This is a genomic window from Pseudomonas sp. 43NM1 (assembly GCF_002836905.1).
Taxonomy (GTDB): domain Bacteria; phylum Pseudomonadota; class Gammaproteobacteria; order Pseudomonadales; family Pseudomonadaceae; genus Aquipseudomonas; species Aquipseudomonas prosekii.
Window position 1 is genome coordinate 41,272 of sequence record NZ_MKGS01000132.1, and the last position, 24,398, is coordinate 65,669.

Here is a 24,398-nt window from a genome sequence, read left to right on the forward strand (position 1 = left end):
AAGCCTTGCTCCCACAGCGCGCAGCCCTCTCACATACCCATCAGGCCGACGCTTGGCCTTCAGCCAGGAAGAACCAGGTTTCCAGAACGGAATCAGGGTTCAGCGAAACGCTTTCAATGCCCTGCTCCATCAGCCATTTGGCCAGGTCCGGGTGGTCCGAAGGGCCCTGACCGCAGATGCCGATGTACTTGCCGGCCTTGTTGCACGCCTGAATCGCGTTGGCCAACAGCTTCTTCACCGCCGGATTACGCTCGTCGAACAAGTGCGCGATGATCCCGGAGTCGCGGTCCAGACCGAGCGTCAGCTGAGTCAGGTCGTTGGAGCCGATGGAGAAACCGTCGAAGAATTCGAGGAATTCTTCAGCCAGGATCGCGTTGGACGGCAGTTCGCACATCATGATGATGCGCAGACCGTTTTCGCCCCGCGCCAAGCCGTTTTCGGCGAGCAGATCGATCACCTGGCTGGCTTCGCCCAGAGTACGGACGAACGGCACCATGATTTCGACGTTGGTCAGGCCCATCTCGTTGCGCACACGCTTGAGCGCACGGCATTCGAGTTCGAAGCAATCGCGGAACGATTCGCTGATGTAACGCGAAGCGCCACGGAAGCCCAGCATCGGGTTTTCTTCTTCCGGCTCGTAGAGCTTGCCGCCGATCAGGTTCGCGTATTCGTTGGACTTGAAGTCCGACAGACGCACGATGACTTTTTTCGGGGTAAACGCGGCGGCCAGGGTGCTGATGCCTTCGACCAGTTTGTCGACATAGAAGCCGACCGGATCGTCGTAACCGGCGATGCGCTTGTCGACGCTGTCCTTGATGTCCTGCGGCAGACCGTCGTAGTTCAGCAGCGCTTTAGGGTGCACGCCGATCATACGGTTGATGATGAACTCGAGGCGGGCCAGGCCCACGCCGGCGTTCGGCAGTTGCGCGAAGTCGAAGGCGCGGTCCGGGTTGCCGACGTTCATCATGATCTTGAACGGCAGATCAGGCATCGCGTCCACGGAGTTTTTCTTGATGTCGAAGCCCAGCTCGCCTTCGAAGATGTAACCGGTGTCGCCTTCAGCGCAGGAAACGGTGACGCCCTGGCCGTCTTTCAACAGTTGAGTAGCGTTGCCGCAACCGACCACGGCCGGAATGCCCAGCTCGCGAGCGATGATCGCCGCGTGGCAGGTACGCCCGCCACGGTTGGTGACGATGGCGCTGGCGCGCTTCATGACCGGCTCCCAATCCGGGTCGGTCATGTCGGAAACCAGTACGTCGCCCGGCTGGACTTTGTCCATTTCGGACACGTCCTTGATGATGCGGACCTTGCCGGCGCCGATGCGCTGGCCGATGGCGCGACCTTCAACCAGCACGGTGCCGGTTTCTTTCAACAGGTAACGTTCCATGACGTTGGCCTGGGTGCGGCTTTTCACGGTTTCAGGACGCGCCTGCACGATGTAGAGCTTGCCGTCGTCGCCGTCCTTCGCCCATTCGATGTCCATCGGGCACTTGTAGTGCTTTTCGATGATCATCGCTTGTTTGGCCAGTTCGCTGACTTCGGCGTCGGTCAGGCAGAAACGGGCGCGATCCGCCTTGTCGACGTCGATGGTCTTCACCGACTTGCCGGCCGTGGCGACTTCGCCGTAGATCATCTTGATTGCCTTGCTGCCGAGGTTGCGGCGCAGGATCGCTGGGCGACCGGCTTCAAGGGTTTGCTTGTGAACGTAGAACTCGTCCGGGTTGACCGCGCCTTGAACCACGGTTTCGCCCAGGCCGTAGGCGCCGGTGATGAACACCACGTCACGGAAACCGGATTCGGTATCGAGGGTAAACATTACGCCGGCAGTGCCGGTTTCGGAGCGAACCATGCGCTGCACGCCGGCCGACAGGGCGACCAGCTTGTGGTCGAAGCCCTGGTGGACGCGGTAGGAAATCGCGCGATCGTTGAAGAGGGACGCGAACACCTCTTTGGCGGCGCGAATGACGTTCTCGACGCCACGGATATTAAGGAAGGTTTCTTGCTGACCGGCGAAAGAAGCGTCCGGCAAGTCTTCGGCAGTCGCCGAAGAACGCACGGCCACGGCCATGTCAGGGTTGCCGGCCGACAGCGTGGCGAACGCGGTGCGGATCTCGGCGTTGAGCTTCTCGGGGAATTCGGCTTCCATGATCCATTGGCGGATTTGCGCGCCAGTTTTGGCCAGGGCATTGACGTCGTCGACGTCCAGGGCGTCGAGCGCGGCGTGGATCTGATCGTTGAGGCCGCTCAGTTCGAGAAAATCACGATAAGCCTGAGCTGTCGTGGCGAAGCCACCCGGCACCGATACACCGGCACCTGCGAGGTTACTGATCATCTCGCCCAGGGATGCGTTCTTGCCCCCTACGTGCTCTACATCATGGACGCCGAGCTTATCGAGGGAAACTACGTACTCTACCAAGGTGATCTCTCCACTAACTGTGTTGGAAAAGCTCAGAAGCCGGCGGCTCGGGGGAGCGTTGACCGGCTATATGGCCTGGACCTGGAAAATAAGTGAGAATGCGAGCCACTGGCGGCCAGCAAATCGCGCCTATCATATCCAAGATTCGTCACTAGCTTAAGGCCCAAGGTGCAAATGAAACGATCTGCTTTCTTCATCTCCGATGGCACGGGTATTACCGCCGAGACCCTCGGGCAAAGCCTGTTGGCGCAGTTCGAAAACATTACCTTCAGCAAATTCACGCGACCCTACATCGACAACGTCGATAAAGCGCGGGCCATGGTACAACAAATCAACAAGGCCGCCGAAACCGACGGCTTTCGGCCGATCATCTTCGACACCATCGTCAATCAAGACATCCGTGAGATCCTCGCCACCTCCAATGGTTTCATGATCGACATTTTCTCGACGTTCCTGGCGCCGCTTGAACAGGAACTGACCGAGCATTCTTCCTACACGGTCGGCAAATCCCATTCCATTGGTGGCAACTCCAATTACATGGAGCGGATCGAAGCGGTGAACTTCGCCCTCGACAACGACGACGGCGCCCGCACGCATTATTACGACAAGGCTGACCTGATCCTGGTGGGCGTGTCGCGTTGCGGCAAGACGCCGACGTGTTTGTACATGGCCATGCAGTTCGGCATTCGCGCGGCCAACTACCCGCTGACCGAAGACGACATGGAGCGGCTGACCCTGCCCGCCGCCCTGCGCGCGCACCAGCACAAGCTGTTCGGCCTGACCATCGACCCCGACCGCCTGACCGCGATCCGCAACGAACGCAAACCCAACAGCCGTTATTCGAGTTACGCGCAATGCGAATTTGAAGTGCGCGAAGTGGAGAATCTGTTCCGCCGCGAGAACATCGCGCACATCAATTCGACGCATTTTTCGGTGGAAGAGATTTCGGCGAAGATTCTGGTCGAGAAAGGCGTGGAGCGACGGTTCAAGTAGTTATTCATTGCCCGTGAGGACGCCTTCGCGGGCGAGCCTTGCTCCTACAGGTTTTGTGTCGTTCGCGGGCATGCGGGATCGACGCAAAACCTGTAGGAGCGAGGCTTGCCCGCGAAGAACGATTACTCGGTCCCCCTCAACGCCCCCGCCAACGCCGCAAACCCGTCGATCAACAACTGATCATCCGCCGTCGAATGACACACACTCGCCCGAATGAATTGCGGCACCGCCGCATGCCCCACCGCGAACGCCTCGGCTGTCGCCACCAGATAATTATTCTGCTTGAGCTCAGCGGCAATCTGCGACGCCCGCCACGGCTCCGGCACTTCGATCCAGAAGTGCGGGCTGTGCGCATGCGTCTTGTACGCCAGGCCTTGCAGCAATCCACTGACCAACGCCTTGCGCCGCGCTATCTCGGCAATCTGCTGCGCCAGCAAGTGTTGCGCGCTGGCGTTTTCGATCCATTGCGTCGCCAACTCCATCGCCAGCGGATTGGCCATCCAGCACGTGCCACGCACCGCCGCGTTCAAGCGTCCGATCAACGCTAGCGGCGCGTGCAAATAACCGACGCGCAACCCGGCCGATACCGCTTTGCTCAGGCTGCCGATCAACACCGCGCGCTCCGGGGCGAAGTGACTTAATGGTAATGGCCGCTGCTGCGCGAGCACGGCGTGCGCCTCGTCCTCGATAATCAGCAAATTGTGTTGGCGGCAGACATCGACAATCGCCTGACGACGTGGGACCGACATCACCGCCGCCGTAGGATTCTGGATCGTCGGCGTGCAATAAAGCGCGGCTACCCGATGTTGCTGGCAAACGTCCAACAGCGCTTGCGGCAACAGTCCTTCGTCATCCATGCCAACGCCGATCAGTTTTATTCCCAGCATGCGTGCGACGCTGATCAAACCGGGGTAGGTCAAATGCTCGGTGACCAGCGTATCGCCGGGTTTGAGCAGCGCCATCAGCACGCAGAGCAAACCGTGCTGACCGCCATTCACACAAATCACCTGCTCGGCGCCGGGCACAAATGCCTGATGTCGCAGCCACTGCGCGCCTGCCGCTCGGTGGCGCAGCAACCCGCTTTCGGCGGTATAGCCGCTGATCATCTGCAAGGTCTGCGCATCGTTGGCCAAGGTTTGCAGGCTCTGACCGAGCAGCGCTGACTCGCGCCCCGGAATCGGCTGGTTGCGACTCATGTCGAAGAACGGCTGCGGTTCTTCGCTGACATTGCGAAAACCCGAATCGCGCAACCGTTCCATCCCGCGCTGACGCACATAAGTGCCATCTCCTACACGCGCGACCACCAGCCCTACCCGCTCCAATTCGCCATACGCACGACTGATGGTGCCGATGGTCACGCCAAGGCTATCGGCCAGCAGCCGGTGCGGCGGCAGTTTGCGTCCGGGCTCGATCAGACCTTCGCCGATGCTTTTTTCCAGCGCTTCGGCCAGCCGTTTGTATTTGACCCCGCGCCCGTGCGCCAGGCCTTCACGGAGGATTGACACCGTGGCAATACTTACTTTGACAGTCATTTCCATCCCGAATAGCGTGCTGAAAACAGGTGCAATCAGGGATAGACCTATTCGGCAATCAGGTCAATTCCCACGAGCAAAAGGAGTTCGAGCATGTCCATGGCCCTTAGCGCCGCGTCCCCGATCCGTAAACCGTGGCTGGCCGGGTTGATTACCAGCGTGTTGTTTTTGATTGTGTGCCTGAGTTGGGGCACGACGTGGCTGGGGATCAAGATTGCCGTGGAAAGCGTGCCACCACTGACCGCCGCCGGTCTGCGGTTCCTGATCGCGTTTCCGCTGTTTTTGAGTTTCGCCAGGTTGCGTCGCGAGCCGCTGCTGTTTCCGCGGCAAAGTCGCTGGTTTTTCGTGTTCGTCACGCTGTCGTATTTCAGCCTGCCGTATTACTTGCTCAACTACGGCGAGCTGCACGTTTCGTCGGGGCTGACCGCGTTGCTGTTCAGCTGCATGCCGGTGTTCATTCTGATTTTTTCCGCGCTGTTCCTGCGCGAGAAAATCTATCCCTCGCAGGTGCTCGGCATCGCCATCGGTTTTGCCAGTCTGTTCATGATCATCCGCAGCCAGGGCTTGCATCTCGACCACGCCGAATTGTTTGGCGTGGTGGCGATTCTGGCGGCGGCAGTGATGCATGCGCTGTGTTACGTGATCACCAAAAAACACGGCGCGGCGATCAGCGTGATTACCTACAACACCTTGCCGATTGGCCTCGCCGGGTTGATGTTGTTTGTCGCGGGGCTGAGCGTTGAAGCGCCAGTGTTTGGCGCGATTACGGGGCGCTCGTGGGGCGCCCTGCTCTACTTGGGACTGGTCGCGTCGGTGGGCGGGTTTATAGTTTACTTTTTGCTGCTGAAACGGCTCAGCCCGATCATCTTGTCGTTTGTCTTCATCATTTTCCCGGTGTTCGCGGTGATGATTGGCGCCTGGTATGAAGGGCAAAGTCTGTCGCGGGAGTTGATGGGGTATTCGGCGGTGCTGCTGGCGGGGTTTGCCATTACCAAATTGCCGGTCGAGAAATGGCTCAAACGTTGAATAAATCCCCGCTCTGTAGGAGCAAAGCTTGCTCGCGATGGCGTCCTCAAGATCGCCATCGCGGGCAAGCCATGCTCCTACGGGGATTAGCGTCAGATCACGAACAAATCGACGAAGCGGTTCACCGGGGTCGCTTCAAGCTTTGCCTGATCCTTGCACAGGGCAAAAATCTCGGCGCTGCGCTGTCCGGTAAATCGGCTCGCCAGATTCGCCTTGAACTTGTCTTCCAACAACGGAATCCCCTCGGCGCGGCGACGGCGGTGGCCAATCGGGTACTCGACCACAACGTTGTCGGTGCTCGAACCGTCCTTGAAAAACACCTGAATCGCATTGGCAATCGAGCGCTTGTCCGGCTCCAGGTATTCGCGGGTGAACCGCGGCTCTTCGACAATGTGCATTTTCTCGCGCAGCACATCGATGATCGGATGCGCAGCGTGGAACGCGTCTTCATATTGCTCGGCGACCAGATTGCCGAAAGCCAATGGCACGGCGGTCATGTATTGCAGGCAGTGGTCGCGGTCCGCGGCGTTGGCCAGCGGGCCGACCTTGGAAATGATGCGGATCGCCGACTCATGCGTGGTGATGACGATGCGGTCGATTTCGTGCAGGCGATTGCGCACGTGCGGGTGCAGCGTCACGGCCGCTTCGCAAGCGGTTTGCGCGTGGAATTCGGCAGGGAAACTGATCTTGAACAGGACGTTTTCCATCACGTAGCTGCCGTACGGGCGGCTGAAACTGAAGGCGCGTTTGTCCTCGGGTTTCAGCGCCAAATCGTTGTTGCTGTGGCTGAACAATACGTCGTAGAAACCCCACTGTTTGGCGGTCAGTACGCCGGGAATGCCCATTTCGCCGCGCATGGCGATGTCCGCCAGGCGCACGCCTCGGCTCGACGCATCGCCCGCCGCCCAGGATTTTCGCGATCCGGCATTCGGCGCATGGCGGTAGGTGCGCAACGCCTGACCATCGGCAAACGCGTGGGACAGCGCCGAGAGCAATTGCTCGCGATTGGCGCCCATCAGTTTGGCGGTAACGGCGGTCGAGGCGACTTTCACCAGAATGACGTGATCGAGTCCTACACGGTTGAAGGAGTTTTCTAGGGCGATCACGCCTTGAATCTCGTGAGCCATGATCATCGCTTCGAGCACTTCCCGCACGGTCAGCGGCGCGTCACCGTTGGCCAGGCGTTTCTGCGACAGGTGATCGGCGACCGCGAGAATGGCGCCGAGGTTGTCCGACGGATGCCCCCATTCAGCGGCGAGCCAGGTGTCGTTGTAATCGAGCCAACGGACGATGCAGCCGATGTCCCACGCGGCTTTGACCGGGTCGAGGCGAAAAGAGGTGCCGGGCACACGCGCGCCGAACGGCACGACGGTGCCTTCGACGATCGGCCCGAGGTGCTTGGTGCATTCCGGAAAACGCAGTGCCAGCAAGCCGCAGCCGAGGGTGTCGATCAGGCAGTTGCGCGCGGTGTCGAGTGCTTCGGTGGACTCGATCTTGAAGTCGAGGACGTAGTCAGCGATGTCCTGCAGGACCGTGTCGTAATCGGGGCGGTTGTTCAGGTCGACGTTGGCGCTCATTCGGGGTTACTCCAGTGAAGGAATGATTGGGTTGTGGTGTTTCCTCAGCGGCAGGTTTAGTTGGTTTTTTTTGCAGGTCTGGGGTGCCTGCTTGATGTGCATTTTTTCAGGTGGATCGCCCCCTCACCCCAGCCCTCTCCCCAAAGGGGAGAGGGGGCCGACCGAGTTGTCTTTCGGACTGCATCGACCTGACATATCGAGTCGAACTCAGGCCTTGAAAAGCATGAAGATCGGCTCCCTTTCCCCTCTCCCCCCTGGGGAGAGGGTTGGGGTGAGGGGTGGCTTTCAGATCAGAACGAATCACCCGGCACCCGGACGAACCCTTCCATCAATACCCGCGCGCTGCGGCTCATGATGGCTTTGTTCACGGTCCATTCGCCGTTGACCAGACTGGCCTCGGCACCGACGCGCAAGGTGCCGGAAGGGTGGCCGAAACGCACGGCACTGCGCTCGATTCCGCCCGCCGCCAGATTCACCAGCGTCCCGGAAATCGCTGCCGCGGTGCCAATCGCCACCGCCGCCGTACCCATCATCGCGTGGTGCAATTTGCCCATCGACAAGGCGCGCACCAGCAAATCGACATCGCTCGCCGCAATCGCTTTGCCGCTGGACGCGAGGTAATCCGCCGGTTTCGCCACAAACGCGACTTTCGGCGTGTGCTGGCGCTGGGCGGCTTCGTCGAGGTTTTTGATCAACCCCATGCGCAGGGCGCCGTAAGCGCGGATGGTTTCGAACATCAGCAGCGCTTTCGGATCGCCGTTGATCGCGCCTTGCAACTCGGTGCCGGTGTAACCGATGTCTGCCGCGTTGACGAAAATCGTCGGGATGCCCGCGTTGATCATGGTTGCCTTGAAGGTGCCGACGCCGGGCACTTCGAGGTCATCGACGAGGTTGCCGGTGGGGAACATCGAACCACCGCCGCCCTCTTCTTCCGCCGCCGGGTCCATGAATTCGACCTGCACTTCGGCGGCCGGAAAGGTCACGCCGTCGAGTTCGAAATCGCCGGTTTCTTGCACTTCCCCGTTGGTGATCGGCACGTGGGCAATGATGGTTTTGCCGATATTGGCCTGCCAGACCCGGACCACCGCCACGCCGTTGTGCGGGATGCGGCTGGCCTCGACCAGTCCGTTGCTGATCGCGAACGAACCGACCGCCGCCGAGAGGTTGCCGCAGTTGCCGCTCCAATCGACAAAAGGCTTGTCGATCGAGACTTGGCCGAACAGGTAATCGACGTCGTGATCAGCTTTGCTGCTTTTCGACAGGATCACGGTTTTGCTGGTGCTGGACGTCGCGCCGCCCATGCCGTCGATTTGCTTGTCGTACGGGTCGGGGCTGCCGATCACCCGCAACAACAAGGCATCGCGCGCCGGACCGGGAACCTGCGCCGCTTCGGGCAAATCCTTGAGGCTGAAAAACACGCCTTTGCTGGTGCCGCCGCGCATGTAGGTGGCGGCGATTCTGATTTGGGGGCCTTTTTGGGGGGCAATTTGAGGTGCGTGAGCCATGTCATTCCTCTATTGGCCGACAGGGGACTTGTAATCCCCTGCGGCCCTGGATTTTTAAACGGCGACTGCCGACTCTTCAAGGAAGTCCTGGGCAAAACGCTGCAACACGCCGCCCGCCTCGTAGATCGACACTTCTTCAGCCGTGTCGAGACGGCAAGTCACCGGCACGTCCACACGTTCGCCATTCAGACGATTGATCACCAACGTCAGTTGCGCACGCGGTGTGCGGTCGCCGATGACGTCGTAGGTTTCGCTGCCGTCGATGGCCAATGTGTGGCGATCAGTGCCCGGCAGAAACTCCAGCGGCAACACGCCCATGCCAACGAGGTTGGTGCGGTGAATGCGCTCGAAACCTTCGGCGGCAATCGCCTCGACGCCGGCCAGCCGCACGCCTTTCGCCGCCCAGTCGCGGGACGAGCCCTGACCGTAATCGGCGCCGGCAATGATGATCAGCGGTTGCTTGCGTTCCATGTAGGTTTCGATAGCTTCCCACATGCGCATGACCTGGCCTTCCGGCTCGACGCGGGCCAGCGAACCCTGCTTGACCTTGCCGTTTTCCTTGACCATTTCATTGAACAGTTTCGGGTTGGCAAAGGTCGCGCGCTGCGCGGTCAAGTGGTCGCCACGGTGGGTGGCGTAAGAGTTGAAATCCTCTTCCGGCAAGCCCATTTTCGCCAGGTATTCGCCGGCGGCGCTGTCGAGCATGATTGCGTTCGACGGCGACAAGTGATCGGTGGTGATGTTGTCCGGCAGCACCGCCAACGGGCGCATGCCTTTCAGCGGACGGGCGCCGGCCAGCGCGCCTTCCCAGTACGGCGGACGGCGGATGTAGGTGCTCATTTCGCGCCAGTCGTACAGCGGCGTGACTTTCGGGCCGGTGTCTTCGTGGATGGCGAACATCGGGATGTAGACCTGGCGGAACTGCTCCGGTTTGACCGAGGCTTTGACCACTGCGTCGATTTCTTCGTCGCTCGGCCAGATGTCTTTCAGGCGGATTTCCTTGCCGTCGGCGTCGAAGCCAAGCACGTCTTTTTCGATGTCGAAACGGATCGTCCCGGCGATCGCGTAAGCGACTACCAATGGCGGCGAAGCGAGGAACGCATTCTTCGCGTACGGGTGAATTCGCCCGTCGAAGTTGCGGTTGCCGGACAGCACGGCAGTGGCGTATAGGTCGCGGTCGATGATCTCTTGCTGGATCGCCGGATCGAGCGCGCCGGACATGCCGTTGCAGGTGGTGCAGGCGAACGCGACGATGCCAAAACCGAGCTGTTCCAGCTCATTCGTCAGGCCGGCTTCATCGAGGTACAGCGCGACGGTTTTCGAGCCCGGCGCCAGTGACGATTTGACCCACGGCTTGCGGGTCAAACCGAGCTTGTTGGCATTGCGCGCCAGCAGGCCGGCGGCGATAACGTTGCGCGGGTTGCTGGTGTTGGTGCAACTGGTGATCGCGGCGATGATCACCGCACCATCGGGCATTTGGCCCGGCACTTCGGTCCACTGCCCGGAGATGCCTTGCGCAGCCAAATCGGTGGTTGCGACCCGCGCGTGCGGGTTGCTCGGGCCGGCCATGTTGCGCACCACCGAGGACAAATCGAAGCTCAAACCACGCTCGTATTGCGCGCCTTTGAGGCTGTCGGCCCACAGGCCGGTGGTCTTGGCGTAGGTCTCGACCAACTGCACTTGCTCGTCTTCGCGGCCGGTGAGTTTCAGGTAATCGATGGTTTGCTGGTCGATGTAGAACATCGCGGCGGTGGCGCCGTATTCCGGGGCCATGTTGGAGATGGTCGCGCGGTCGCCGAGGGTCAGCGCCGAAGCACCTTCGCCGAAGAATTCCAGCCAGGCACCAACGACTTTCTGTTTGCGCAGGAACTCGGTCAGCGCCAGCACCATGTCGGTGGCGGTGATGCCCGGTTGCAGCTTGCCCGTCAGCTCGACGCCGACGCTTTCCGGCAGACGCATCCACGAGGCGCGGCCGAGCATCACGCTCTCGGCTTCGAGGCCACCGACGCCAATGGCGATCACGCCCAGCGCATCGACGTGCGGCGTGTGGCTGTCGGTGCCGACGCAGGTATCGGGGAACGCCACGCCGTCGCGCACCTGGATCACCGGAGACATTTTCTCCAAGTTGATCTGGTGCATGATGCCGTTGCCCGGCGGAATCACATCAACGTTCTTGAAGGCTTTTTTGGTCCAATTGATGAAGTGAAAACGGTCTTCGTTGCGGCGATCTTCGATGGCGCGATTTTTCTCGAACGCCTCGGGATCAAAACCGCCGCGCTCGACGGCCAGCGAGTGGTCGACGATCAATTGCGTCGGCACCACCGGGTTGACTTGCGCCGGGTCGCCGCCCTGCAACGCAATGGCGTCGCGCAGGCCGGCGAGGTCGACCAGCGCGGTCTGGCCGAGGATGTCGTGGCAGACCACGCGCGCCGGAAACCACGGGAAATCGAGGTCGCGTTTGCGCTCGATGAATTGCTTCAGGGAGTCGGTGAGCGTGGCCGGGTCGCAGCGACGCACCAGGTTTTCCGCGAGCACGCGGGAGGTGTACGGCAGGCTGTCGTAGGCGCCGGGCTGGATCGCTTCGACCGCCGCGCGGACGTCGAAGTAATCCAGAGCGGTGCCGGGCAGCGGTTTGCGGAATTCAGTGTTCATCAGGTCAGGACTCGGTCACGGTAAGTGCAAAAGGTGGGGCCGATCTGAATCCGATCCTGTAGGAGCGAAGCTTGCTCGCGAAAGCGGTCTATCTGTCGACATCAATGTTGAATGTCGGTCCGTCTTCGCGAGCAAGCTTCGCTCCTACAGGGGTATCGGCGTTCGCGTCGGCCCTCCCCCGATCAGCGTTGTTCGATTGGCACGAACTTGCGCTGTTCGACGCCGATGTATTCGGCGCTCGGGCGGATGATGCGGTTGTTGGCGCGTTGTTCGAACACGTGCGCGGCCCAGCCGGTCAGGCGCGAGCAGACGAAAATCGGTGTGAACAACTTGGTCGGAATGCCCATGAAGTGATACGTCGACGCGTGGTAGAAGTCGGCGTTCGGGAACAGTTTCTTCTGCTCCCACATGGTTTTGTCGATGGCTTCCGACACCGGGAACAGCACGGTATCGCCCACTTCGTCCGCGAGTTTTTTCGACCAGCCCTTGATCACCTCGTTGCGCGGATCGTTGTCCTTATAAATCGCGTGGCCGAAACCCATGATCTTGTCTTTGCGCTCGAGCATGCCAAGCGTGCCTTTGATCGCCTCTTCCGGCGACTTGAAGCGCTCGATCATTTCCATCGCCGCTTCGTTGGCGCCGCCGTGCAGCGGGCCGCGCAACGAACCGATGGCAGCGGTGACGCAGGAATACATGTCGGACAGGGTCGACGCGCAGACACGCGCGGTGAACGTCGAGGCGTTGAATTCGTGTTCGGCGTAAAGGATCAGCGACACGTTCATCACTTTGACGTGCAGGTCGCTCGGCTTCTTGTCGTGCAGCAGTTGCAGGAAATGCCCGCCGATGGTCGCTTCGTCGGTCACGCAATTGATACGTTTGCCGTCGTGGCTGAAGCGATACCAGTAACACATGATCGCAGGGAACGCGGCCAGCAGACGGTCGGTGACGTCGTGTTGGGCGCCGAAGTCTTTCTCCGGTTCGATGTTGCCGAGGAACGAGCAACCGGTGCGCATCACGTCCATCGGGTGGGCGTCGGCGGGGATGCGTTCCAGCACTTCTTTCAGCGCTTGCGGCAAATCGCGCAGCTTGCTCAGTTTGCTGATGTAGCCGTCCAGTTGCGACTTGTTCGGCAGTTCGCCGTACAGCAGCAGGTAGGCGACTTCTTCAAATTGCGCGTCCGCCGCCAGTTCGCGAACGTCGTAGCCGCGATAGGTCAGGCCGGCACCGGATTGGCCCACGGTGGACAGTGCGGTTTGCCCGGCAACCTGGCCACGGAGCCCGGCGCCACTGAGTACTTTTGCTTCGGCCATTGCTGTCTCCAATCTTGAAATTTTTAGGGAATCTGCAATTTCTGTACGGTTATCGTGATTTTGTAGCAGCTGCCGAGCAGCGCGAGGCTGCGTCCGGCGGCGCAGCCGACGTAAACCCGGCATACGCGCTACGAGCAGAAAAACTCAAGCGCCTGGTCTGGCGAGTCCTTCGGCCTCGGACGCAGCCTCGCAGGCTCGGCAGCTGCTACATAAACCTCTACTTCTTGGCGGCGAACAGGGCATCGAGCTTCTGCTCGAACGTGTGGTAGTCGATGCGATCGTAGAGCTCCATGCGCGTTTGCATGGTGTCGATCACATTCTGTTGCGTGCCGTCGCGGCGGATCGCGGTATAGACGTTCTCCGCAGCCTTGTTCATCGCGCGGAACGCCGACAGCGGGTACAGCACCAGCGACACGTCGGCAGCGGCGAGTTGCTCGGTGGTGTACAGCGGCGTCGCGCCGAATTCGGTGATGTTGGCCAGGATCGGCGCTTTCACGCGGTTGGCGAACAGTTTGTACATGTCCAGTTCGGTGATGGCTTCCGGGAAGATCATGTCAGCGCCGGCCTCGATGCATGCGGCGGCGCGGTCCAGCGCGGATTCCAGGCCTTCGACGGCCAGCGCATCGGTGCGCGCCATGATCACGAAGCTGTCATCGGTGCGCGCATCGACGGCGGCTTTGATCCGGTCGACCATTTCCTGCAACGACACGATCTCTTTATTCGGACGATGACCGCAGCGCTTGGCGCCGACCTGGTCTTCGATGTGAATCGCCGCCGCGCCGAACTTGCTCATCGACTTGACGGTGCGCGCGACGTTGAACGCCGAGGAACCGAAACCAGTGTCGACGTCGACCAGCAGCGGCAGGTCGCAGACGTCGGTGATGCGGCGCACGTCGGTGAGCACGTCATCCAGGCCGGTAATGCCCAGGTCCGGCACGCCAAGGGAGCCGGCAGCCACCCCGCCACCCGACAGGTAAATAGCCTTGAAACCGGCGCGCTTGGCCAACAGCGCGTGGTTGGCATTGATCGCGCCGACCACTTGCAGCGGATGTTCGCTGGCGACCGCATCGCGGAAACGCTGGCCTGGAGTGCTCTTGTTGGAACTCATGACTCACCTCGTTCAGTGGCTGTCTTATTGTTGGCGCCGTCCTGGTAATGACGGGCGATATTGCGTTTGGAGGCGCCGATGTGGCGGCGCATCAACAACTCGGCGAGTTCACCGTCACGGTCGGCGATGGCGTCGAGAATTCGGTGATGCTCGGCAAATGCCTGGCGCGGGCGGTTGGGCGTGGTGGAAAACTGGATGCGGTACATGCGCACCAGTTGATAGAGCTCGCCGCAAAGCATCTGCGTCAGCGTGCGGTTGCCGCTGCCCTGGATGATCCGGTAATGAAAGTCGAAATCGCCTTCCTGCTGGTAATAACCGACGCCGGCCTGAAACGCCGCATCGCGCTCGTGGGTTTCGAGAACCCGGCGCAGTTCGTCGATTTCTTCAAGGGTCATGCGTTCGGCAGCGAGGCGACAGGCCATGCCTTCGAGGGATTCGCGGATTTCGTAGAGTTCGAGCAGCTCGGCATGGCTCAGTGACACCACGCGCGCCCCGACATGCGGCACGCGCACCAGCAGGCGCTGGCCTTCGAGGCGATGGATCGCTTCACGCAGCGGACCGCGACTGATGCCGTAGGTGCGCGCCAGCTCGGGCTCGGAGATTTTGCTGCCCGGGGCGATCTCGCCTTTGACGATGGCCGCCTGAATGCGCCGGAAGACATTCTCGGAAAGTGTCTCCGAATCGTCCTGCACCATCACCGGGGGATCGAGTTGATCCAGCATATTGTTGACACCTTGAAAGCTGATGCGGCAAAAACTAGCGAATACGACCCTTGGAGTCAAAGGATAAATGGGTATTGTCGACAATCGTCTAATAACCGCCCGCGCCATAACAAAGCGGCACTGTCGGTTATAGCCCCCTGCCAGCGCTGGCGCCATAAAACCACCGTGCTAGAATGCCGCCCGCATTTGCTTGTCATCTGCATCTGCACGGCTTGTCATAAATAGCTGATAGGCATACGAGGGAGCTTGCGCAGTGATGGCAGGGCCTAGAATCGAAAAACGGACCTCCGCGCACCAGGATTTATGAGACTCAAGCCCTTCGCCACATTTTTATCCCTGCTCTTCCTGCCCGGCGTTGCCGCTGCGGGAGAGAAAACCGTGTACGGCCTCAACGAATACGCTGCGCTGGATGGCATCGACCTCGAAGTCGCGGCCAAACTCGACACCGGGGCGAAAACCGCTTCTTTAAGTGCACGCGACATCAAACGTTTCAAGCGCAATGGCGAATCGTGGGTACGCTTCTACTTGGCGATCGACACCGCGCATTCGCACCCGATCGAACGACCACTGGCGCGCGTCAGCAAAATCAAGCGCCGGGCCGGTGATTACGACCCGGAAGAAGGCAAGAAGTACACGGCCCGCCCGGTCATCGAACTGGATATCTGCATGGGTTCGGCATTACGCAGCATCGAAGTGAACCTGACCGACCGCAGCGCCTTCCAATATCCGCTGCTGATCGGCTCCGAAGCGCTGAAACGCTTCGACGCGCTGGTCGACCCCAGTCTTAAATACGCTGCTGGCAAACCCGCCTGCGCCACCGACGCACATACCGCAGAGTAATTCCAATGCGCTCTATCAACCTTCACCTGAAAATCCTCATCGCCATTCTGGTGGTGCTGGGCATTTCAGTTACGGCCTATCAGATTTTCGTGCTCGGCATCCCCGTGACCGAAGACGCCACGGACGACCTGTGGAACATCGACGCCAAGGTCGAGTTCGTCGCCAGCGCCAAGGACCCGGTCAAGATCCAGATGTTCGTGCCGCCGTTGAGCCGCGACTATGTGAGCCTGAACGAAAGCTTCATTTCGAATAATTACGGCGTTGCGGTGAACCGCGTCGATGGCAACCGCAAGGTCACCTGGTCGGCACGTCGGGCCAAGGGCAATCAGACTCTTTATTACCGTTTGGTCCTGACCAAGCGTTACACCGGCGAAAAAGCCAAGATCAAAGGCCCGACCTTCCGCGACAGCATTGCCGTCGAAGGCGCGGAGAAGGTCGCCGCCGAAGCCCTGCTCGCGCCGATCCGCCAACACTCCGCCGACGTCGAAACCTTTATTGGCGAGGCGATCAAGCGGGTCAACAACGTCAACGATGACAACGTGAAACTGCTGCTGGGCGGCGATCCGTCGAGCGGGCACAAAGCCAAGATCGTCGAACTGGTGCTGTCGATCGCGCACGTGCCGGTGGAAAAAGTCCACACCATCCGCCTCGTCGCCGACCAACCGCAAACCCCGGAATTGTGGTTGCGCAGTTTCAACGGCACCGATTGGTTGTACTTCAACCCGGAAACCGGCGAACAGGGCCTGCCGACCGACCGCCTGCTGTGGTGGACCGGCGATGAAAATCTGATCACCGTCGATGGCGGCAAGAAAGCCAACGTGACGTTCAGCCTCAACAACAGCGAAATGAACGCGATTCGCCTGGCCAAGCTGACCGACGAAAACACCGACGCCAACTTCCTCGAATACTCGCTGTACGGCTTGCCGCTGCAAACCCAGCAGACGTTCATGATCATGGTGATGATCCCGATTGGCGTGCTGGTGATCCTGATCCTGCGCAACCTGATCGGCCTGCAGACCCTAGGCACCTTTACCCCGGTGCTGATCGCCCTGGCGTTCCGCGAAACGCAGTTGGGCTTCGGCATTGTGCTGTTTACGATCATCACCGCGCTGGGGCTGTCGCTGCGTTCCTACCTCGAGCATTTGAAGCTGCAAATGTTGCCGAGGCTGTCGGTGGTGCTGACGTTTGTTGTGGTGCTGATCGCCGCGATCAGCCTGTTCAGCCACAAACTCGGCCTCGAACGCGGATTGTCGGTGGCGCTGTTCCCGATGGTGATTCTGACCATGACCATCGAACGCCTGTCGATCACCTGGGAAGAACGCGGTGCCGGGCACGCGATGAAAGTGGCGATTGGTACGCTGTTCGCCGCGTCGCTGGCGCACCTGATCATGAGCGTGCCGGAACTGGTGTACTTCGTGTTCACGTTCCCGGCGATTCTGTTGATCCTCGTTGGCTTCATGCTGGCCATGGGTCGCTATCGTGGCTATCGCCTGACCGAACTGGTGCGCTTCAAAGCGTTCCTCAAGGCTGACTCGTAATGTTCGGTTTCTGGAAGACCTGGAAGGCTCTGGAAGCCCGGGGCATCATGGGCATCAATCGGCGTAACGCCGACTACGTGCTCAAGTACAACAAGCGCAGTCTGTACCCGATTGTCGATGACAAGATCATCACCAAGGAACGCGCGCTCTCCGCCGGCATCAACGTGCCGGAGATGTACGGGGTGATTTCCACGGAAAAGGAAATCGACAACCTCAATGACATCATTGGCGGTCGCAGCGACTTCGTGATCAAACCGGCCCAGGGCGCCGGCGGTGACGGCATTATCGTGATCGCCGACCGTTTTGAAGGCCGCTATCGCACGGTGTCGGGCAAGATCATCAGCCACGAGGAGATCGAGCACCATATCTCGAGCATCCTCACCGGCCTGTATTCGCTCGGTGGTCACCGCGACCGCGCGCTGATCGAATACCGCGTGACGCCGGACCAGATCTTCAAAAGCATCAGTTACGAAGGCGTGCCGGATATTCGCATCATCGTGTTGATGGGTTATCCGGTGATGGCCATGTTGCGCCTGCCGACGCGGCAGTCGGGCGGCAAGGCCAACCTGCACCAGGGCGCCATCGGCGTCGGCGTCGATCTGGCCACCGGCCTGACGCTGCGGGGCACCTGGCTGAACAACATCATCACCAAACACCCGGACACCACCAACGCGGTGGATGGCGTGCAACTGCCCTACTGGGACGGTTTCATGAAACTCGCGGCAGGCTGCTATGAGTTGTGCGGTCTGGGTTACATCGGCGTCGATATGGTGCTCGATCAAGAGAAAGGCCCGCTGATTCTCGAACTCAACGCGCGGCCGGGGCTGAACATCCAGATTGCCAACGATTGCGGCCTGACGTTGCGCACCCACGCGGTCGAAGCACGGCTGGAAGAGCTGAAAGCGCGTGGAGTGGTCGAGACGGTTGAGGAACGGGTAGCGTTTGCGCAGGAAATGTTCGGGCATATTCCGCCGGTCGAGGGTTGATCGTCCAGGATCACCCAAATGCTTGTGGCGAGGGGGCTTGCCCCCGTTGGGCAGCGAAGCAGCCCCAAACCATCCAATTCAATAGTGTCAGGTAGACCGCGTTAGCCGGTTTTACGACTGCTGCGCAGCCGAACGGGGGCAAGCCCCCTCGCCACAGGTTTCGCGCCAGTCGCTGCCGATCTACCCAACACCGACATCCCCTCTAGGAGCAAATCCCTCAGGGGACTACAATCGCCACCCCGCCTCGATGGCTGATACGCCCCGCCCATGTTGACCTGTTCCGTACACCCACTGCCCTATCGCAGCAACCCCGCCGACTACTTCGCGGCGATTCGTCATGCCCCCGGCGCCGTGCTGCTGGACAGTGGCCGGCCGACGGCGGATCGCGGGCGTTTCGATTTGCTCAGCGCTTGGCCGCTGCAACAACTGGCGGTATTGCCAGACGAAAGCGGTGGCGATTTCCTGCAACGGTTGCGCAGCCATCTGACGGCACTCGGCGAAGCGTCTGTCGCGGATGAACTGCCGTTCGCCGGAGGTCTGATCGGTTACCTGAGTTACGACTTCGGCCGTCATCTGGAACACCTGCCAAGCCAGGCGCAGGACGACTTGCACTTGCCGGATGCACGGTTTGGTTTGTATGACTGGGCGTTGATCAGCGATCACCTGCGTATGACCAGCCAATTGGTGTTTCACCCGTCGCTGCCCGCCAGCGAACGCGAGCGCCTGATCGACCTGTTCAATCAGCCTGTGGATAACCCGGTCGCGCCGTTCAAGCTGCAAGCACCGATGAACGCCGATCTCAGTGCTGACGACTATCGCCAGGCGCTGGAGCGGATTCAGCAATACATCCAGGCTGGCGATTGTTATCAGGTGAACTTCGCCCAACGGTTCCGCGCCGAGTGCGCGGGCGACCCGTGGGCCGCTTATTGCGCACTGCGAGAAGCCTGCCCGACGCCGTTTTCCGGGTTTCAGAGTCTGCCCGACGGCGGCGCAGTGCTGAGCCTGTCGCCCGAACGTTTCGTCAAAGTCAGCCAACGCCAGGTTGAAACCCGCCCGATCAAAGGCACGCGCCCGCGCGGCGTGAACCCGGCCGAAGACGCCGCCAACGCCGCCGAACTGCTGGCCAGCCCCAAGGATCGCGCGGAAAACCTGATGATCGTCGACCTGCTGCGCAACGACCTGGGCCGCACGTGCCGGATTGGCTCGGTGCGGGTGCCGGAGCTGTTCAGCCTCGAAAGTTACCCCAACGTGCATCACTTGGTGAGCAGCGTCACCGGCGAATTGGCCGAGGACAAGGATGCGCTGGACCTGATCGCCGGCAGTTTCCCCGGCGGTTCGATTACCGGCGCACCGAAGATCCGCGCGATGCAGATCATCGATGAACTGGAGCCGACCCGGCGCGGGTTGTATTGCGGTTCGCTGCTGTATCTGGACGTGCGCGGCGAGATGGACAGCTCCATCGCCATCCGCAGCTTGCTGGTCAAGGATGGGCAGGTGTGTTGCTGGGGCGGCGGCGGGATTGTCGCGGATTCCGAGTGGCAGGCCGAATATCAGGAATCGATCACCAAAGTGAAAGTGCTGCTCGATACTTTGCAGAACCTTTAAGAGCTTCGCGGGCAAGCCTCGCTCCTACGGGTTTTGCGGCGTTTGATCCCGTAGGAGCGAGGCTTGCCCGCGAAGGCGTTTTTCCGGTCGACTACAAACTCAACGGCCGGTTGGAGGCCTTGAGGAATTCCTGCTTCAAATCCGCAAAACTGTGCACCGCCGGGAATTGCGGAAACTCGCGAATCACGTTGTCCGGCGCGTGGAACAGAATCCCCGCATCTGCCTCGCCCAACATCGTCGTGTCGTTATACGAATCCCCCGCCGCGATCACTCGGTAATAAAGGCTCTTGAACGCCAGCACCGACTGGCGCTTGGGGTCTTTCTGACGCAACTGATAACTCGTCACCCGCCCGGTGTCATCAGTAATCAGCCGATGGCAGAGCAACGTCGGGAAACCCAACTGACGCATCAACGGCTGGGAAAACTCGTAGAAGGTGTCCGACAGAATCACCACTTGAAAGCGCTCGCGCAGCCAGTTGACGAACTCGATGGCGCCGTCCAGCGGTTGCAGGGTGGCGATCACTTCCTGAATGTCGGACAGCTTCAAGCCATGCTCGTCGAGAATGCGCAGGCGCTGCTTCATCAATACGTCGTAATCGGGAATGTCCCGAGTGGTGGCCCGGAGTGATTCGATCCCGGTTTTTTCCGCGAAAGCGATCCAGATTTCCGGGACCAGCACACCTTCAAGATCCAGACAGGCAATTTCCACAAGACACTCCCATTTGTAGTGATTATTGAGTCGAGCGAGCAAAAGGACTGCCGAACTCTAGCGACTCGCACGAGGCTGCGCAACGCAGAGGGCGCGCCAGCGGCAGCGGGTTTTTGTTACCATCGGCGCCATATAGAGCGCCCAGCGCCACCGACCTGTAGGAAGCCGCCCTGATGAGCCCATCGTTCGATGTCGTGGAACTCGCCACGACCTATGCCAACAAATCCGCCCAGGACATCCTCAAACTCGCCTTTGCCGAGTTCGGCGATGAGCTGTGGATATCTTTCAGCGGCGCCGAAGACGTGGTGCTGGTGGACATGGCCTGGAAGCTGAACAAGAACGTCAAAGTGTTCAGCCTCGACACCGGCCGCCTGCACCCGGAGACCTATCGGTTCATCGACCAAGTGCGCGAGCACTACAAGATCGACATCGAACTGGTGTCGCCGGACTACACGAAACTTGAACCGTTCGTGAAGGAAAAAGGCCTGTTCAGTTTCTACAAGGACGGCCACGGCGAATGCTGCGGGATCCGCAAGATCGAACCGCTGCGGCGCAAACTGTCGACTGTCCGCGCCTGGGCCACCGGCCAGCGCCGCGACCAGAGCCCCGGCACCCGCAGCGCCGTGGCGGTGCTGGAAATCGACACCGCGTTCTCGACGCCGGAACGCACGCTGTACAAATTCAACCCACTGGCGCAGATGACCAGCGAAGAAATCTGGGGTTACATCCGCATGCTGGAGTTGCCATACAACAGCCTGCACGAGCGCGGTTTTATCAGCATCGGCTGCGAGCCCTGCACCCGCCCGGTGTTGCCGAACCAGCACGAACGCGAAGGCCGCTGGTGGTGGGAAGAAGCCACGCAGAAAGAATGCGGGCTGCATGCGGGGAATATCATCAGCAAATCCAAGGTGTAAACCAACCCTCGCGCCATCCCCCCGTAGGAGCAAAGCTTGCTCGCGATAGCGGTATAAAGGTCGACATCGATGTTGAATGTCAGTCCGGTATCGCGAGCAAGCTTTGCTCCCACGTAAATGTGTACACAACTGTCACCATCGGTGCCATTTATGTGTGCACTTTTCATTTCAGCGCCCTGAAAAGTTACACAACTCCTCCCTGACTCCCTCAGTCACCATTTCCCACAAACCTCGCCAAAAATAAATACCTGTTCAATCGGTCAATTTATATCGCCTTTTTTTCAACCACTTATCGCCAATCCATAACCATTCGAAATGAGCAGGGTTTTTCATAGATCCTGAACTGGCATAGATCTGGCTTAAGTGCATACATGTTTTGTATACAATCACCGACAAGACATACACACACTTTCGATCCGCAAGCCTGAAGCGCCCTATCCCGTACAGGCTGCAGATGCCCCGTAACCAATGATGCTTATTGCCCGCGACGAAGATTTGTCGAGCCGACGCTCACGCACAGTCATCGCGACGCCAAGCTTCAGGAGCCTGCCGGAATGCGTACTAGCCTCTCCAATAACAACATCGCGCTGGATCTGCCCTCCTCACCCCCTGTCCTCGACACCCACAACCAACCCGTGGTCCTCAGCCCTCGCCTGCACAACAAAGACCTCGCGCCGACCAAGGCTGAAGGCCGGCGTTGGGGGCGTTACAGTATTTTTGCGCTGTGGACCAACGACGTTCACAACATCGCCAACTACTCGTTCGCCATCGGTCTCTACGCGTTGGGCCTCGGCGGCTGGCAAATCCTCCTGTCGCTGGGGATCGGCGCGGCGCTGGTGTATTGCTTCATGAACCTGTCCGGTTACATGGGGCAGAAAACCGGCGTGCCGTTCCCAGTGATCAGCCGGATCAGCTTCGGCATCCACGGCGCGCAAATTCCTGCACTGATCCGCGCGGTGATCGCCATCGCCTGGTTCGGCATTCAAACGTACCTGGCGTCAGTGGTTTTTCGCGTGCTGCTGACCGCCGTGCATCCCGGATTCGCCGATTACGACCACGACTCGATCCTCGGCTTATCGACGCTGGGCTGGATCTGTTTTGTCGCGATCTGGTTGGTGCAACTGGCGATCCTCGCGTACGGCATGGAAATGGTCCGGCGCTACGAGGCGTTCGCCGGGCCGGTGATTCTGCTGACGGTCGCCGCGCTCGCCGGGTGGATGTATTTTCAGGCCAACGCGACCATTGCCTGGTCGACTCGCGAGCCGCTGACCGGCGCCGAGATGTGGCGCAATATCTTTGCCGGCGGCGCATTGTGGCTGGCGATCTACGGCACGCTGATCCTCAATTTCTGCGACTTCGCGCGTTCCTCGCCGTGCCGCAAAACCATCAAGGTCGGCAACTTCTGGGGCCTGCCGGTGAATATTCTGGTGTTCGCGGCCATCACCGTTCTGCTCTGCGGCGCGCAATTTCAGATCAATGGCCGGATCATCGAAAGCCCGACGGAAATCATCGCCTCGATTCCCAACACGTTCTTTCTGGTGCTCGGTTGCCTGGCGTTCCTGATCGTCACCGTGGCGGTGAACATCATGGCCAACTTCGTTGCGCCAGCCTTCGTCCTCAGCAACCTGGCGCCGAAATACCTGACGTTCCGCCGCGCCGGCCTGATCAGCGCGACCATCGCCGTGCTGATCCTGCCGTGGAATCTCTACAACAGCCCACTGGTGATCGTGTACTTCCTTTCCGGCCTCGGCGCCCTGCTCGGCCCGTTGTACGGGGTGATCATGGTCGACTACTGGCTGGTGCGAAAAGCTCAGATCAACGTGCCGCAGTTGTACAGCGAAGACCCCAACGGCGCTTATTACTACAGCCGCGGGGTCAATCTGCGCGCAGTCGCGGCGTTTATTCCTGCAGCACTGATCGCCATCGTCCTGGCGCTGGTGCCGGGTTTCCACTTGGTGTCGCCGTTCTCGTGGCTGATAGGCGCCGGGATTGCCGGGATGCTGTACCTGATCATCGCCAAGCGCGAGGCGCATTACGCCGATGTCAGCGGCGAATGCATCGCGGTCGATAACGTCAGCCATTAACTCCCTCGCGGCCCGGCGATGTCGGGCCGCCGAACCACCCGTTATAAGGATTTCCCATGCGAATTCTCGTGGTCAACGTCAACACCACCGAATCCATCACCCAGGCCATCGCCCGTCAGGCGCAATCGGTCGCCGCGCCGGGCACTGAAATCGTCGGCCTGACGCCGTACTTCGGTGCCGATTCGATTGAAGGCAATTTCGAAAGCTACCTCGCCGCCATCGCCGTGATGGACCGGGTGATGGCCTACGACCAACCGTTCGACGCGGTGATCCAGGCCGGTTACGGCGAACACGGTCGCGAAGGTTTGCAGGAATTGCTCAACGTGCCCGTGGTGGACATCACCGATGCGGCGGCCAGCACCGCGATGTTTCTCGGTCACGCGTATTCGGTGGTCACCACGCTGGACCGCACCGTGCCGCTGATCGAGGATCGCCTGAAACTGTCTGGATTGTGGGACCGTTGCGCCTCGGTGCGCGCCAGTGGTCTGGCAGTGCTGGAGCTCGAATCCGAGCCGCAACGCGCACTGGAAGCAATTGTTCGTCAGGCGGAATTGGCGGTGCTGGAGGATAAAGCCGAGGTGATTTGCCTGGGCTGCGGCGGCATGGCCGGGCTGGACGAGCAGATCCGCCAGCGCACCGGCGTGCCGGTGGTGGATGGCGTGACAGCGGCGGTGACGATTGCCGAGTCGCTGGTGCGCTTGGGGTTGTCGACGTCGAAAGTGCGGACTTACGCGACGCCGCGGCCGAAGAAAATCATTGGCTGGCCCGGGCGTTTCGGGCAGTAGACCGCGTTATCGTTCTTCGCGGGCAAGCCTCGCTCCTACAGGACCTGCAAAATCTCTGTAGGAGCGAGGCTTGCCCGCGAAGGCCTCACCCGGATC

Annotated in this window: 18 protein-coding genes; 9 read left to right on the top strand and 9 right to left on the bottom strand. The window is 60.3% G+C overall.

Going from position 1 to position 24,398, the window contains the following annotated elements:
• Window positions 1-40: 40 nt before the first annotated feature.
• On the bottom strand, window positions 41-2,416 hold the full coding sequence (ppsA, locus tag BI292_RS11860; RefSeq protein ID WP_101207989.1) for a phosphoenolpyruvate synthase: 2,376 nt from the start codon (window positions 2,414-2,416) through the stop codon (window positions 41-43).
• 174 nt (window positions 2,417-2,590) lie between these two features.
• Between ppsA and BI292_RS11865 the strand changes: the two genes are divergently transcribed.
• On the top strand, window positions 2,591-3,409 hold the full coding sequence (locus BI292_RS11865) for a pyruvate, water dikinase regulatory protein (protein ID WP_092270951.1): 819 nt from the start codon (window positions 2,591-2,593) through the stop codon (window positions 3,407-3,409).
• Window positions 3,410-3,531: 122 nt separating this feature from the next.
• On the opposite strand, the gene BI292_RS11870 is transcribed toward BI292_RS11865, so the two are convergent.
• On the bottom strand, window positions 3,532-4,941 hold the full coding sequence (locus tag BI292_RS11870) for a PLP-dependent aminotransferase family protein (RefSeq protein WP_101207999.1): 1,410 nt from the start codon (window positions 4,939-4,941) through the stop codon (window positions 3,532-3,534).
• 138 nt (window positions 4,942-5,079) lie between these two features.
• Between BI292_RS11870 and BI292_RS11875 the strand changes: the two genes are divergently transcribed.
• Window positions 5,080-5,967, top strand: a complete 888-nt coding sequence (locus BI292_RS11875; protein WP_178076572.1) for a DMT family transporter — start codon at window positions 5,080-5,082, stop codon at window positions 5,965-5,967.
• A 92-nt stretch (window positions 5,968-6,059) separates the two neighbouring features.
• Here the strand turns inward: BI292_RS11875 and prpD are convergent, their stop codons facing one another.
• From prpD to BI292_RS11905, 6 genes are all read right to left on the bottom strand, one after another.
• On the bottom strand, window positions 6,060-7,544 hold the full coding sequence (gene prpD, locus BI292_RS11880) for a 2-methylcitrate dehydratase (RefSeq protein ID WP_101207991.1): 1,485 nt from the start codon (window positions 7,542-7,544) through the stop codon (window positions 6,060-6,062).
• A gap of 290 nt (window positions 7,545-7,834) precedes the next feature.
• Complete coding sequence (gene prpF, locus BI292_RS11885) at window positions 7,835-9,049, bottom strand: 2-methylaconitate cis-trans isomerase PrpF (protein ID WP_101207992.1); 1,215 nt, start codon at window positions 9,047-9,049, stop codon at window positions 7,835-7,837.
• Window positions 9,050-9,103: 54 nt separating this feature from the next.
• Complete coding sequence (gene acnD / locus BI292_RS11890; protein WP_101207993.1) at window positions 9,104-11,701, bottom strand: Fe/S-dependent 2-methylisocitrate dehydratase AcnD; 2,598 nt, start codon at window positions 11,699-11,701, stop codon at window positions 9,104-9,106.
• A 182-nt stretch (window positions 11,702-11,883) separates the two neighbouring features.
• Window positions 11,884-13,011 (bottom strand): 2-methylcitrate synthase, encoded by a 1,128-nt coding sequence (prpC, locus tag BI292_RS11895; protein WP_092270969.1) that lies wholly within the window; start codon window positions 13,009-13,011, stop codon window positions 11,884-11,886.
• 217 nt (window positions 13,012-13,228) lie between these two features.
• The gene (gene prpB, locus BI292_RS11900) at window positions 13,229-14,119 is read right to left on the bottom strand and encodes a methylisocitrate lyase (RefSeq protein ID WP_092270971.1); all 891 of its coding nucleotides are present in this window, start codon (window positions 14,117-14,119) and stop codon (window positions 13,229-13,231) included.
• Window positions 14,116-14,841 (bottom strand): GntR family transcriptional regulator, encoded by a 726-nt coding sequence (locus BI292_RS11905; protein ID WP_092270974.1) that lies wholly within the window; start codon window positions 14,839-14,841, stop codon window positions 14,116-14,118. The genes prpB and BI292_RS11905 overlap by 4 nt, the downstream gene beginning before the upstream one ends.
• A 303-nt stretch (window positions 14,842-15,144) precedes the next feature.
• Here BI292_RS11905 and BI292_RS11910 point away from each other — a divergent pair, with 303 nt between their 5' ends.
• The 4 genes from BI292_RS11910 (at window position 15,145) to pabB (ending at window position 19,810) form a co-directional block, all read left to right on the top strand.
• Window positions 15,145-15,681, top strand: coding sequence for an ATP-dependent zinc protease (locus BI292_RS11910; protein WP_092270977.1), 537 nt, complete (start codon window positions 15,145-15,147; stop codon window positions 15,679-15,681).
• 5 nt (window positions 15,682-15,686) lie between these two features.
• Window positions 15,687-17,219, top strand: coding sequence for an inactive transglutaminase family protein (locus BI292_RS11915; protein ID WP_092270980.1), 1,533 nt, complete (start codon window positions 15,687-15,689; stop codon window positions 17,217-17,219).
• A complete protein-coding gene (locus BI292_RS11920) occupies window positions 17,219-18,205 on the top strand; it encodes an alpha-L-glutamate ligase-like protein (protein ID WP_092270983.1) in 987 nt (328 codons plus the stop codon). The genes BI292_RS11915 and BI292_RS11920 overlap by 1 nt, the downstream gene beginning before the upstream one ends.
• 267 nt (window positions 18,206-18,472) lie before the next feature.
• Window positions 18,473-19,810, top strand: a complete 1,338-nt coding sequence (gene pabB, locus BI292_RS11925) for an aminodeoxychorismate synthase component I (protein ID WP_101207994.1) — start codon at window positions 18,473-18,475, stop codon at window positions 19,808-19,810.
• 91 nt (window positions 19,811-19,901) lie between these two features.
• Here the strand turns inward: pabB and thrH are convergent, their stop codons facing one another.
• Window positions 19,902-20,519, bottom strand: a complete 618-nt coding sequence (gene thrH, locus BI292_RS11930; protein WP_101207995.1) for a bifunctional phosphoserine phosphatase/homoserine phosphotransferase ThrH — start codon at window positions 20,517-20,519, stop codon at window positions 19,902-19,904.
• 173 nt (window positions 20,520-20,692) lie between these two features.
• Between thrH and BI292_RS11935 the strand changes: the two genes are divergently transcribed.
• The 3 genes from BI292_RS11935 (at window position 20,693) to BI292_RS11945 (ending at window position 24,302) form a co-directional block, all read left to right on the top strand.
• Entirely contained in the window at window positions 20,693-21,433 is a 741-nt protein-coding gene (locus tag BI292_RS11935) for a phosphoadenylyl-sulfate reductase (protein WP_092270992.1), read from the top strand.
• A gap of 554 nt (window positions 21,434-21,987) precedes the next feature.
• On the top strand, window positions 21,988-23,517 hold the full coding sequence (locus tag BI292_RS11940) for an NCS1 family nucleobase:cation symporter-1 (RefSeq protein WP_101207996.1): 1,530 nt from the start codon (window positions 21,988-21,990) through the stop codon (window positions 23,515-23,517).
• Window positions 23,518-23,573: 56 nt separating this feature from the next.
• Window positions 23,574-24,302: an aspartate/glutamate racemase family protein gene (locus BI292_RS11945; RefSeq protein WP_101207997.1), complete on the top strand. Its 729-nt coding sequence runs from the start codon at window positions 23,574-23,576 to the stop codon at window positions 24,300-24,302.
• The last annotated feature ends 96 nt before the right edge of the window (window positions 24,303-24,398 follow it).